The 13465-nt window shown below is 35.0% G+C and carries 14 protein-coding genes; 5 read left to right on the forward strand and 9 right to left on the reverse strand.

Annotated features, from left to right (window positions below):
- Window positions 1-438: 438 nt before the first annotated feature.
- Window positions 439-1515, reverse strand: coding sequence for a CotH kinase family protein (locus AC1M36_RS09395; RefSeq protein WP_479845817.1), 1077 nt, complete (start codon window positions 1513-1515; stop codon window positions 439-441).
- Between the two features lie 206 nt (window positions 1516-1721).
- Here AC1M36_RS09395 and AC1M36_RS09400 point away from each other — a divergent pair, with 206 nt between their 5' ends.
- The gene (locus tag AC1M36_RS09400) at window positions 1722-2177 is read left to right on the forward strand and encodes a CotG/ExsB N-terminal domain-containing protein (protein ID WP_336453706.1); all 456 of its coding nucleotides are present in this window, start codon (window positions 1722-1724) and stop codon (window positions 2175-2177) included.
- 55 nt (window positions 2178-2232) lie between these two features.
- Here the strand turns inward: AC1M36_RS09400 and AC1M36_RS09405 are convergent, their stop codons facing one another.
- The 6 genes from AC1M36_RS09405 to AC1M36_RS09430 form a co-directional block, all read right to left on the reverse strand.
- Window positions 2233-2850, reverse strand: coding sequence for a phosphoserine phosphatase 1 (locus AC1M36_RS09405; protein ID WP_174102557.1), 618 nt, complete (start codon window positions 2848-2850; stop codon window positions 2233-2235).
- A gap of 18 nt (window positions 2851-2868) precedes the next feature.
- A complete protein-coding gene (locus AC1M36_RS09410) occupies window positions 2869-3411 on the reverse strand; it encodes a short-chain dehydrogenase (protein ID WP_336453708.1) in 543 nt (180 codons plus the stop codon).
- A gap of 22 nt (window positions 3412-3433) precedes the next feature.
- A complete protein-coding gene (gene fosB / locus AC1M36_RS09415; RefSeq protein ID WP_479845793.1) occupies window positions 3434-3853 on the reverse strand; it encodes a FosB/FosD family fosfomycin resistance bacillithiol transferase in 420 nt (139 codons plus the stop codon).
- Between the two features lie 57 nt (window positions 3854-3910).
- Complete coding sequence (locus AC1M36_RS09420) at window positions 3911-5572, reverse strand: peptide ABC transporter substrate-binding protein (protein WP_479845794.1); 1662 nt, start codon at window positions 5570-5572, stop codon at window positions 3911-3913.
- Window positions 5573-5718: 146 nt separating this feature from the next.
- Window positions 5719-6663, reverse strand: coding sequence for a DUF2628 domain-containing protein (locus AC1M36_RS09425; RefSeq protein ID WP_336453711.1), 945 nt, complete (start codon window positions 6661-6663; stop codon window positions 5719-5721).
- A 155-nt stretch (window positions 6664-6818) separates the two neighbouring features.
- Window positions 6819-7271 (reverse strand): methylated-DNA--[protein]-cysteine S-methyltransferase, encoded by a 453-nt coding sequence (locus tag AC1M36_RS09430; protein ID WP_336453712.1) that lies wholly within the window; start codon window positions 7269-7271, stop codon window positions 6819-6821.
- Between the two features lie 132 nt (window positions 7272-7403).
- Between AC1M36_RS09430 and namA the strand changes: the two genes are divergently transcribed.
- On the forward strand, window positions 7404-8444 hold the full coding sequence (namA, locus tag AC1M36_RS09435) for an NADPH dehydrogenase NamA (RefSeq protein ID WP_336453713.1): 1041 nt from the start codon (window positions 7404-7406) through the stop codon (window positions 8442-8444).
- 41 nt (window positions 8445-8485) lie between these two features.
- Here namA and AC1M36_RS09440 read toward each other — a convergent pair whose 3' ends face one another.
- Window positions 8486-9145 carry an oxidoreductase gene (locus tag AC1M36_RS09440; protein ID WP_336453714.1) on the reverse strand — a complete coding sequence of 220 codons (660 nt, stop codon included), beginning with the start codon at window positions 9143-9145 and terminating at the stop codon, window positions 8486-8488.
- Between the two features lie 548 nt (window positions 9146-9693).
- Here AC1M36_RS09440 and AC1M36_RS09445 point away from each other — a divergent pair.
- Together AC1M36_RS09445 and AC1M36_RS09450 are read left to right on the forward strand one after the other, a co-directional pair.
- Window positions 9694-10647 (forward strand): metal ABC transporter substrate-binding protein, encoded by a 954-nt coding sequence (locus tag AC1M36_RS09445; RefSeq protein ID WP_336453715.1) that lies wholly within the window; start codon window positions 9694-9696, stop codon window positions 10645-10647.
- 138 nt (window positions 10648-10785) lie between these two features.
- Window positions 10786-11256 carry a GNAT family N-acetyltransferase gene (locus AC1M36_RS09450; RefSeq protein ID WP_336453716.1) on the forward strand — a complete coding sequence of 157 codons (471 nt, stop codon included), beginning with the start codon at window positions 10786-10788 and terminating at the stop codon, window positions 11254-11256.
- Window positions 11257-11266: 10 nt separating this feature from the next.
- On the opposite strand, the gene AC1M36_RS09455 is transcribed toward AC1M36_RS09450, so the two are convergent.
- Window positions 11267-12217 carry a CobW family GTP-binding protein gene (locus AC1M36_RS09455; protein WP_479845795.1) on the reverse strand — a complete coding sequence of 317 codons (951 nt, stop codon included), beginning with the start codon at window positions 12215-12217 and terminating at the stop codon, window positions 11267-11269.
- Window positions 12218-12533: 316 nt separating this feature from the next.
- Between AC1M36_RS09455 and AC1M36_RS09460 the strand changes: the two genes are divergently transcribed.
- Window positions 12534-13436 carry an aldo/keto reductase gene (locus tag AC1M36_RS09460; RefSeq protein WP_479845796.1) on the forward strand — a complete coding sequence of 301 codons (903 nt, stop codon included), beginning with the start codon at window positions 12534-12536 and terminating at the stop codon, window positions 13434-13436.
- Window positions 13437-13465: the final 29 nt, after the last annotated feature.

Genomic DNA, 13465 nt, shown 5'->3' on the forward strand with positions numbered 1-13465 from the left:
ACAGGTTGCTGCTACGAAGAAGAAAAGGCAACTTGTAACTTGCACTCATGTTCTCTCCCTATTTTGACTTGACATGGGACGGAAGAGGATACGATTGTTTCTATGCATAACCGGATGCTCTTCGCCTAAAAAGAAAGAGTTTAATATCGATTTTTTAATTTGAATTTCTATAAAACAAGAAAGAGATTGACAATATATCAACCTCTTTCTTGTTTTATCTTGCTATATATATCCATTTTAATTTTCCGACATATAAGCCACGGTTATGAAAAGAAAAGAAGGTCTTCACTCGTTTTCTCCTTCTGTTTTCACATGACATGGGCGACTACCCATGAGTGGATCCTCTCTCCTACATAAAAGGAAGGGGTTTATGTAGGTCTTTCAATCCACATTTATATATTTGCGAGCAGTAAGCCCCCCACTGATTAAACTTTCACTTTATGACAACTCATCTAAATGTTCATGTATATATTCACGCCGCTTGTTTATATATTGAAAAATAAACTCTGCTTCTTGATCAAAAATATCTATTTTATCTTTCATATAGGGATCTTGTATAAGATATGGACGAATCGCTTCACACATCCCATCTACTTTCGGCTTTATAAAAGAAATTGTGAATTTTTCTTCCAAAATTTCTTCAAGAATATTGCGGTATTGTTTTCGAAATACCGGTATATCAAGAATTCTGGCACTCAACGTATTATATCCTTGGATTCGAATGTATTCATGGTTAAGTGGCCTTCCCTCTACATCACGTCCCCATGTAGCGTCATAGTCCCATGGGATTATTTCAAATAAACTCGTTTCATCATTATGATACAATGCATAGTTATGAACAAAACCATCAAAGTTTTGAGTCAAAATAACACCTGCTAACCACCGCAAATACTTTTCAACATCAAGATAATTTACAATTCCTTTTTCATATTTTTCTCGTGATAGCACATTGGCCTGATAAACAAATTCACTAAGTTGCTCTTCACTATGTTCATTTGCACATTTAAACTCGTAACCTGCAGATAGATTTGTTTTAACATCCTTTTCACGCTCACTTATTAATGAAAAATTCGCATCATCATCAATTGCATAATAAATTGATCCACTCGGTAATTTACGACTTTTCAAGAAGTTTTCATCAACAGATTCTAATTGTAAATATACGCCTTGAATTTGACCATTCATTTTGATAAAAACATGCTGAGATTTTGGCGAGAGCACACCAATATCACTAAAGAAGTCAAGTGATAATTTATTTCTTATAAGTGACGGATCCTTGAACTCTGAATTCAAATGAAACTCTTTTACCCCTTGAAATTGTTTCGGTTTATAGAACATAACATGATATGATTTTTTATCAAATTCTCGAATATGCGCTCCACGGTATACAATGTCAATATCATACTTTCTTTTTCCGTACGTTAACTTAGCAGGCACTGGATTATCAGACCAAATGTCCTTTTTTAGTTCAACAAGATACATTGGATGAATAAAAAAGTCATAAGAAGGCAACATGTTCTCCCATCCCTTCTTTTTCTTTTTCTCTTTCTCTTCATTCAATGTATGCTCATAATTTTGTCCATACATCCGCTATATATCTATTTTCTATGAAAATTAAACTCTTGTCACATACAGGATGATAAACACTTTCATATCATGATTAATGTAAAAGGCCACAAAAGGCCACTTTTTCATTTTAATTAGTGATAGGGAGGATTTCTATGAAACGTGATATTCGAAAAGCCGTTGAAGAAATCAAAAGTGCAGGGATGGAGGAGTTTTTACATCAGGATCCAAGTACTTTTGATTGTGACGATGATTGTCATTCAAAAGAAGATTGCGGATGTCCAAGAACAAAATGTACTCATATAAAAAAATGGACATTTGTTACAAAAGTTACACGTGTAAAAAAATGTACATTTGTTACAAAAATTACACGTGTGAAAAAATGTAAACTCATTACGAAATGTGTTCGTTTTGAAAAGAAATTTTTCTGGACTAAACGATCATTCTGTAAAAAAACTGTATTTTATCGTGATCATGATTGTGATCATCGTAAACATTCATCTTGTGATGACGACTGTCATACAAGATGCCATGAATGCGATGACAGTAAACATTCATCCCGCAAAAGAAAAAAATTCGATCACTTCTGGTATAAAAAGCGTAATTGCTAATCCTTTATGCCTTCCTGTTAAAAATAAATGTAAAAAGACCGCTCTCGCGGTCTTTTTATACTTGCTGGAAATGACTGATATCGGCAAACTGTTTCACACTAGACTTTTTCTCTTCAAATTCAATAATACTTAGGCTTGCACTATGCATAAATGGATCATCCCACACTTTTTCAACAGAAAGACCAGCGAAGTGCCCTACCAGCAATTTTGCCGCTGCTGCATGTGATACAATTAAAATATTTTGCCCTTTATGTTTTTCTAAAAGAAAGTTTACTCCTTCTATCACTCGATTATACACATCATAAAAATTCTCACCGGATGTCGAACAAAAACGATGTGGTTCATTCCAAAATGTATGTACTTCCTCCGGATACTGCGCTTCCAAATCCGCTAACATTTGTCCTTCCCAGCTCCCCATATTAATCTCGTAAAAATGTTCATCAGCTATAATCGGGATACTTCGCTCACCCTTGATTAACTCTGCGGTATGCATGGTTCTTCCACTTGGACTGCTATATATCGCATGAAGTGGTATATCTTTTATACGTTCCCCTAACTGTTTTGCTTGTAGCATTCCTTTCTCAGTTAAATTCGAGTTCTTTCTTCCTTGCATACGCTTTGCTATATTCCATTCTGTCTCTCCATGACGTGTTACATATAAAGTCGTTTTCATTCGTTTCCTTCCTCCTCATTAAATTGGTCGTAATCCCCATGGCTCTATTGTCCCTACAATACACTCATCTTCTTTACTCTGAATTCCTGCTATAACCCCTTCAGCAATTTCTTCATGAGTCAACCATCTTGAATATTCACCTTGTAAAATAAATCCTAATATAACTCTATGATAATTACATAAAGGACTCTCTATTTTTCGGCGTTCCAATCGAGAAGCACTACTCCCTAATATATGAAACAGACTATATGATTTAGAATGTAATTCAATTTCTTCACAAATTACTTTCAGCGCCTTTTTAGCAGTTGAATGTATCCAAGCTACTACTAATGTGATAGGACCATTTTGTTTAATAGTATCTTTAATAGATTGTTTTAAAGTGTTACTGTCATGGTAATCAAGAGAAATACATGTAACATTGTCTGGGGCATTACATGTATCTTTCACACCTTCTAACCTATCTCTATCTCGTCCCATAACAGAAATGTAAAAACCTTGATTACAAAGCCAAACGGACACTTTTTTTAGCATCCCTGTCCCTCCAACAACAAGCGCATGCATATTCTTCCCTGCCCCCTTTATTTCAACAATAAAATTTCATATGTGGTTTTGCTTCCTTATAATACTTTAAGCGGTCCTGCAATGTACCTGAATGGAATTCAAATTTATGTCCATCTGGATCAATAAAATAAATAGACTGACAATCTCTTACATCACGTTCTCTGCCTTCTAAAATATGAATTTCATTTTCTTTTAATCGCTGTAGTAGCTTATCAAAGTCCGCTTGTTCAACAGAAAACGCAAGATGTGTATATGATTGATGAATTTCGCTTCTCGGAATATCTACTTCTTCATTGAGCGCGATCCAAACTCCACATACATCAAAATATGCAAGTTTTTTTCCTTTTACTAATAACTTCCCCTCTAATACTGTTTCATAAAATTGAATAGACCTTTCTAAATTTGAAACCGAAAAACATAGATGATTAACACCCTTTATCAACGTAAGTCCTCCTTATAAAATAAGAGATGGGCGAAAGTTCGCACATCTCTTATTTTACTATTTTTTTGTAACATATGCCCATTTATAACTAAAATCTCCACCGAATGTATGGTTTGCAATTCCTTTTACATGTGGTTTTTCTAAATATGCGGTACTTTGTTGATAAGTAGGTGAAATCGCGACATCTTCTCCAATTAAGATTTTTTCAGCTTCAGCCAGTGCTTTCCAGCGTGCAGCATCGTCTTTTAACAATTCACCTTTTGACTTAGCAACTAAATCATCATACTTTGGATTTGAGTACGCCATTTCATTAAATGAACTTCCTGTCACAAACATGTCAATATACGTCATTGGATCTGGATAATCCGGACTCCATGCCGATAAAGAAAACTCATACTGTAATTTTTTCTCTAAATCTAATTTTTGTTTATATGGTTGTTGTTTTAAATTCACTTTAATTCCAGGTAAATTTTTCTCAAGCTCTTCTTTAATAAAATCGCCAACTTTTTTCCGACTACCATCATCATCGTTTAGTAATTCAACTGTAATTGTATCTTGTCCCAATTCTTTTTTCGCTTCTTCCCATAACTTTTTCGCTTTGTCTACATTATCTTTGCTGTCACGGAAATTTTTATTAACTGTACGGAAATCCTTCCCATCTGGACCCGTTGTAAATTTTTCTGGTACTAAGAAATATGCTGGTAATGAACCATTATTTAAAATGACATTCGCAATCCCTTTTTTGTCATAAGCTAAATCAATTGCTTCTCTCACCTTTTGGTTTTTAAAAGTTGGATTTTGCTGATTAAAGCGTAAGAAATACATACGTGGGTCTAATTTCGTTTTAAACTCATCTGCTTTGCTCTTTTTATATTTATCTACAAACTCAGAAGTTAAAATGACACGATCTGCTTGATCACTATCATACAGGTTCACACCTGTGCTCGTTTCCTTGACAATACTAACGTTAATCTCTTCTAGTTTTACAGTGTCTTTATCCCAATAGTTTGGATTTTTCTTTAATTGATAACTTTGTTCATGTTTCCACTCACTTAACGTAAATGGTCCATTATATAAAATTTTATCAGCTTCTAATGCATAATTTGCCCCATGCTCTTTAACGAACTTCTCATTTAAAGGGAAAAATGTTGGGAAAGATGTAAGTTCAAGAAAGTACGGTGCTGGTTGCTCTAGTTCAACTACTAATGTTTTATCGTCTTTTGCTTTAACACCTAATTGATCTAATGGTAATTCTCCTTTATTTACTTTTTGTGCGTTTTTCACATCAAATAAAATAAATGCATATTCAGCCGCTGTTGCTTTATCAAGCGCACGTTGCCAGCCATATACAAAATCTTGTGCACGAACGGGTTCACCATTCGACCATTTTGCATCTCGTAATTCAAACGTGTATGTTTTCTTATCCTCACTAATTTTCACATCTTTTGCCATACCTGGAGTTGGTTTATTGTCTTTATCTAACCGATATAAACCCTCCATTGCATTAACAAATACTCGGAATGATACGGAATCTGTTGATTTTGACGTATCCATCGAAGGAATTTCTGCTGCTTCTAGTAAATTTAGCACTTGTTTGTCGGCCATTCCCTTGTTCGTTTCTTTCTTCGTTGTCGATGCTTTCTCCCCATCCCCGCAACCTGCAACGAACATACTTGTTGATAATGCAAGTGCCGCAAGCGTTGAAACTTTTTTCTTCATTCTTCCTTCCCCCAATCTGTATGTATACAATAAAGCATGTATGATAGTATTATACAAAAAATTCTGATTATTTCAAATGTTTTTCTAGTATAAAACAAAAAAGAAATGAATGTAAAAGCTACTCCATCTGCTTTTACATTCATTTCTTATAACATTTCTTTTTTTTCATCTTTGTGTAGTCCATCATCCAACTCAAACAGATTTTGCGTACGAAACACATCTTCCAGCATTTTTAAGAATTCATTTTCATCTTGTGGCTCACCGTTAACTGTAAGAGAATATGGTTCAATTTCATGTAACCTGTAATCGACAACAAATTGAATAACAATTTTCTGTCTTGTCATTCCACCATTGTATCCATGAAATTCTACTAATTCTAGTCCATCCTCCCCACGATAATACACCCAGTTGGGTTGCTGAAAGTACTGTTCAAACGATTCCCCAATAGAAAAGAAAGGATACTCATAAAGAGAACTTGTTCGTACTTTTTGAATAACATCTTGATCTGTCGGAAAGAAAAAGTGACTCATAAATATACTTGCAGCTGTCAAAATTGTAACAATAGCCGCTCCCATCTTACTTGTTCCACCACTATCACGAATAAGATAATCTTCAACATCTTCATTCTTTATTCCTCTTGCTTTTATCCGATATATTTTCCGCTCAGCAAATCGATAATATAACCCATTAGCAAAAATTCCGATTCCTATCATCATTAAAATGAGTAATAAAAAAGTAAGCGGAACCATATTAATAATTGGAAGTGCCACATTGAATCCCATATAATATGAGAATGCATCACAAGCTACTAATAAGATTACAAATAAACAAGCAGGTAAGTAATACTTTCGATATCCAAGCCATCCAACATTAAAAATAGCAGCCCATCCATTCCAGCTCCATCCTGCTATTCGTTTCTTTTCTTTGTCCCATTTTCTTTTATAATACGGATAGTGTGCTCCCACATATTGTTCCATATCTTTTTCAATTGGTGAGATTTCCTCTTTTGTTCTATTATGTAAAACTTGCTGACAATCTTCACAATTGAACTGACCGTCAGGACAAGGATTCCCACAATTTATACAACGCAAAATAATCCCTCTTTCCGTGATTTATCCCCTACTTATATTTCTGTTGTTCAACCTACTTAAAGACTTAGTTAATTGAAGAAAGAGCCTTTCATACGATGATACATTCCCATAAATAATAGATGAAACCATTCATTTTAAAGCAAAAAGTTTCATCATTATTTCAAAATCCCCTCATGTTTTAATAACCATTCTTTTCGCCATAGGCCACCTGCATAGCCAACTAACTTTCCACTTTTTCCAATTACTCGATGACACGGAACGATAATAGAAATCGGATTGCGACTATTCGCTCCTCCAATCGCTCGCACTGCCTTTGTGTTACCAACCTTTTTCGCAATATCTAGATAAGAAGCACTCACTCCATATGGAATCGTATAAAGTGCATCCCAAACACTCTTTTGAAATTGTGTTCCAATCGCTGACAATGGTACTGTAAATTCCGTTCGCTTTTGATGAAAATATTCATCTAATTCAGTAAGACACTGTTCTACAATTTGATTTTTAGTCTCTTCTTTTCGTTCCTCTACAAAAATAACAGACGTAATTCCTTCATCATTTGCAGTGATTTCAAGCAAACCTATTTCGCTATCATAATACGCTCGGTACATGCCCCTATCCTCCAATTTAATTCATTTCAATCATTGTAACATATATGTACAAAATTTCGAGAATAAGCGTTTCATTATGGAAACAAAAATGATAATGCTACAATAGAGGAAACTGCAAAAGGGGGAATAACTATGGACTATCATCTTTTTTCACCTTATACGATTAAAAATATTACATTAAAAAATCGTATTGTTATGTCACCGATGTGTATGTACTCTTCAGAAAACGAGGATGGAAAGGTTACAAATTTCCATCATATTCATTATGCATCTCGAGCAGCTGGTCAAGTAGGCCTTGTTATGCTTGAAGCTACAGCCGTTTTACCTGAGGGACGTATTTCTAATAAAGATTTAGGTATATGGAATCTTAATCATATTCCAGAGTTACAAAAAACGGTGTCACTCATCCATGAAAATGGCGCAAAATCAGCTATTCAGTTAGCACATGCTGGACGAAAAGCTGATTTACATACAGATGCTGTAGCACCCTCAGCTATTGCGTTTAATGATACAATGAAAATTCCAGTAGAAATGAATAAACAGCTAATCCAAAAGACAATTTCCGCTTTTCAAGATGCTGCATACCGTTCCAAACAAGCCGGGTTCGATATTATTGAACTCCACGCGGCTCATGGCTATCTCATTAATGAATTTCTTTCTCCATTATCAAACAAACGAACTGATGAATATGGTGGATCTCCTGAAAACCGTTACCGTTTCTTAAGAGAAATCATTGATGCTGTAAATGAAGTTTGGAATGGCCCTTTATTCGTCCGTATTTCTGCAAATGACTATCATCCTGAAGGATTAACAGTACATGACTATGTTCAGTTTGCAAAATGGATGAAAGAACAAGGCGTAGATGTAATTGATTGTAGCTCTGGTGCAGTTGTCCCTGCTCACATCGACGTTTACCCTAGCTATCAAGTAAAATATGCAAGTCATATAAAAGAACAAGTGGACATCGCGACAGGTGCAGTAGGACTCATTACAAGTGGTATACAAGCAGAAGAAATTTTAGCAAATAATGAGGCAGACTTAATCTTTATTGGTCGCGAGTTACTTCGTAATCCATATTTTCCAAGAACAGCAGCCAATGAACTTGGATTTGAATTACAAGAGCCACGCCAATATCAACGTGCTCATGGTAAAATAGCCCCAACTCGCCGCTAATACGACATAAAAACGAGAAGGGATTCCCCTTCTCGTTCTCATTATTTCATCATTGTAATCTTTGTGGAATTATAAATATGAACACCAGATTCTTCACGTAATGCTGCTAAATACATCCCTTTTGCAACCTGCTCAGCTGTAATTGGCTTATACTTTTTTAAAGTACCATTAAATACAAATGGTACGACGCCAAATATCTTCTCAGCCATTCTTTCTCCAAAACGAAATTCTTCTCGATCTCCAAGTAGTAGTGATGGTCTAAATATATGAATCCCACCAATCACCAACTTTTGAAGTTCTTCCTCCATCTTTCCTTTTACTTGTGAATAAAAGAAAAGTGATTTTGGATTGGCCCCCATAGAAGAAATAACAAGAAAATTTTGCACACCTTGCTTTTCTGCTAAACAAGCTGCTCGTAATGTATATTCATAGTCTACTTTTTTAAAATTCGCTTTCGTTTTTGCTTTCTTAATTGTTGTCCCAAGACAGCTAAAGACATCATCAACAGCAAAAAATTCTTTATACTCTTCTAATATAGAAAAATCGACTTGTTTCTGCTGCAACTTTTCATGTTCCCATCGCAGTGGTTTTCTGACAAAAATCATAACCGAGTCATAGTAATCTGAATCAAGTAATAGCTGCGTCACTTCTTGTCCAACTAAACCACTTGCTCCCAGTACTAAGGCTGTTCGTTTGTTCATCTACTTTTATACCTCTTTATCTACTTTTATCCCGTCTGAACGGGTAGCATAACTCCCACTTGTGAGAGTTTTCCTTTATCTTATTTTATCATAAGCAAAGCACTCTGCATGATGCAAGTGCTTTGCTTACTCTTTTTCGTTTTCTTTCTCTTGTGGTAGTTTCGTTATATTTGTAGAATCGCCGAGATTACCTATTAATGTTTTTAAAAAAATCAAAACACATGTCAATGGCAAGACTATTGCTAGCACTAATAAAATTGCTTCCATCAAGTAATCCAATCTCTCATCTCCTTTTTATACCCTCTACCCCAATATATGAAAGTAGTATTGTCACATATGCAATAAACAGAAAAATAATACTGTTCTTTTTGACAAATTTATAACAAAATCAAATCGGAATGATTATTATTTATTGCAACTTTCGCAGAGATGTATTATACTAAGTTCGCAACTTAAAACGGAATTATTACGTTTTGTAACAAAAAGATGTTTTTTCTCTTACTTTTGGAGAAAATAAAATTGGAAAAGAAAGAAAAGAGGAGAATGACATGAAGAAAAAGTTAATAGTGTTTTCTTTTATACTTATTTTCACATTAATTTTTGCTGGATGTTCCAACCAAAAAGACGGAGTGGCCAAAAAAGACGGAAAACTTTCTGTGTATACAACCATTTTTCCACTTGCTGATTTCACTAAAAAAATCGGTGGCGACTATGTAAATGTTGAAACAATTTATCCACCTGGCGCTGACTCTCATACATATGAGCCAACGCAAAAACAAACGGTTCAAGTTGCGAAAGCAGACCTTTTCGTATATAACGGTGCAGAATTAGAACCGTTTGCAGAAAAAATGGAAAAAACATTAACAAAAGAGAATGTAAAAGTTGTTAATGCATCTAAAGGCTTTGATCTTATCGCTTCATCAGAAGAAGAACATCATGAGCACGAAGAAGGTCATAAAGAGGAAGAACATCACCATCATGACAAAGATCCACACGTATGGCTAGACCCGACACTTGCGATGAAGCAAGCTGAAAAAATTAAAGATGCACTCATAGAATTGCAACCGGATCATAAAAAAGAGTTTGAAAAAAACTTCGCTGCCCTGCAAACAAAGTTCACTGATTTAGATGATCATTTTAAATCTGTTGTTTCAGATGCAAAAACGAAAGATATTCTAGTTTCTCACGCTGCATATGGATACTGGGAAAAACGCTATGGCTTAAAACAAATTCCAGTTGCTGGAATCTCAGCTTCCGATGAACCGTCACAAAAAGAACTTGCTAATATTACAAAAACAGCAAAAGAGCATGGTTTGAAGTATATTCTTTTTGAAACATTCTCTACTCCAAAAGTAGCAGAAGTAATTCAAAAAGAAACGGGAACGAAAATTTTACGCTTAAATCATCTTGCTACTATCTCTGAAGATGATGCAAAGCAAAATAAAGATTACTTCACATTAATGGAAGAAAACATGAATGCTTTAAAAGAAGCTACAAACTAAATATCTTTACCTTTCAGACAGTTGGAATTTTTTCAACTGTCTTTTTCATAGGCTACTGCTTGACTTAAACGGAATAACAAGTAAAATTATCCATATTAGCTTTAAAGATATAACATTTTATGAAAGCGAGTTGGAACTATGAATCTTCACATTTGTGAAGTAACAGCAAATAATTGGCGTTCAGTCGCTGCTTTAGACGTAGCAAAGGAGCAGCAACACTTTATCGAAAGTAATGCATTTTCTTTAGCAGAATCTCTATATGAAGGAAATGGAACGTCAGTAGGCTTGTATGATGCAGAGACACTTATTGGATACGCAATGTATGGTTGGCATTCAGCAAAAGATGATAGCGTATGGCTAGATCGTTTTATGATTGATCACCATTTTCAAGGAAATGGCTATGCGAAACAGTTTCTCCGCCTGCTAATTCAGTATTTACAACAAAAATTTCAATGTAAAAAGATTTATTTAAGCTTACATCCAGAAAACAAACTAGCAATGAAACTATATGAGTCTTTCGGCTTTCACTTAACTGGTGATATTGATGATGATGGGCCCGTTGTTGGTGTTGTGATGGAATTGCTTATAGATAAAAAACAAGCCTGCTAAATTAGCAGGCTTATTTTACACATTCTTTAAAATGTTCTTGGAACCATTCTTTATTAATGTCTTTCCCAATAAAGACCACTTCACTCACTCGCTTTTCTCCCTCTTTCCACTCTCTATCATAAGAAGCAGCAAATAATGTATGAACACCTTGGAAAACAATGCGGCGATCTACTCCATCAATCGAAAGAATTCCTTTATATCGATATAGATACTCTCCTAGCTCTTGAACAACAGCTGACATCCATTCATTTAACTTTTGTAAATCAAGTGGACGCTCTTCACGTAATACAAATGATTTCACACCTTCTAAATGATGGTGCTCTTTATGCGGATAAACTTCTAATGTATCACGCGTTTTAAACGTTTGAATTTCTAACAAAGCAGGAATATCTACTTCACAATTTGTCGCTGGAATTAATTTTGCCGTCGGATTAATCCCTTGTAACTCGGTGAGAAGCTCTTCCTTTTTCGCTTCTTCAATTAAATCTACTTTATTTACTAAAATCATATCAGCAAAGGCAATCTGCTCTTTTGCTTCTAATCCTTTTTCAAAATGTTTATGTATATGATAACTATCTACCACTGTCACAACACCATTAATTTTGTATGCTGATTGAATAACTGGATCTAAAAAGAACGTTTGGATAATCGGTCCTGGATTTGCAAGACCTGTCGTTTCAATCACTAAACCATCAAAATCCATTTTCCCTTCTGCTTTTACATCCAATAGTTGTTTTAAAGCAACGAGTAGGTCTTCACGTACTGTACAGCATAAACAACCATTTGTCATTTCCATAATTTCTTCTTCTACATTCATAATCAATTGGTTATCGATGCCAATTTGACCTATTTCATTTACAATGACCGCTAGTTTCTTACCATGTTCTTCCGACAAGATACGATTTAATAATGTCGTTTTCCCAGATCCAAGAAAACCAGTTAAAATTGTTACTGGAATCATTTCGTACATCTCCTTATAACTATATCTTCGTACATTATACCATACAGATAAGATGAAACTTTAATCAGTGGAGTTTTCTTTATCCCCCAATGATTAAAGTTTCGCAAATTGAGTTTTTAAGGCAGTAATCCACATCTACTTTCCTACTTTCTCTCTAGCCCTTTAGGCGTAGGTTTACTGCTCATTCATACAGAATAAGATTGTTTTTTACACCAAAGGCATATCCATTGTAAGTACAATCTAATAACTTTATAATAGTACCGAACAAGAAAGCCTTTTCAAAAATATTATCATTCATCATGGGGGTCTACTCAAAATGGAACGAATTCAAATGGCTAGTAATCTTGAATTTTCTCGTATCATTCAAGGATTTTGGCGTTTAGCAGAATGGAATATGTCAAAACAAGAATTACTTTCTTTTATCGAAAATTGTATGGATATGGGGATTACAACTTTTGACCACGCCGATATTTACGGGGGATATACGTGTGAAGCATTATTTGGAGAAGCATTACAATTACAGCCTTCTTTACGTGATAACATGCAGATTGTCACTAAATGTGGAATCGCTCCCCCATCACCGAAATTTCCCGAACGATATGTTGCTCACTATAATACGAGTGCTGAACATATCGTGAAAAGTGCGGAGCAATCACTGCGAAACTTACATACTGATTATATTGATTTGTTACTGATTCATCGCCCTGATCCATTTATGGACCCAAGTGAAGTTGCAGAAGGTTTCACACGTTTAAAACAAGAGGGAAAAGTACGTCATTTTGGTGTATCTAATTTTTTACCTTCTCAATTTAATATGCTTAGCTCATATTTAGATTTCCCGCTTATTACCAACCAAATTGAAGTATCTGCGATGCAGCTTGAACATTTTGAAAAAGGTACAATTGACTTATGCCAAGAGAAAAGAATCAGTCCTATGATTTGGTCTCCTCTGGCTGGCGGAGAAATCTTTACAGGACAAAATGGACGTGTTGTACGCTTACGCGAAACTTTACAAAAAGTCGCGAATAAACTCAATGTTGATAGCATCGATATTGTCATGTATGCATGGCTACTTGCTCATCCAGCAAAAATGATGCCAATCGTTGGTTCTGGTAAACTGGAACGAGTGAAAGCAGCTACCGCTGCAACAAAGTTTACATTAAATCGCCAACAATGGTTTACCATCTTTGAAAGTTCTAATGGGCATCCTGTACCGTGATGAGCAAATAATTCATGAAAAAGCAGAGC

The organism is Bacillus sp. Medicinal_06 (genome assembly GCF_056711665.1).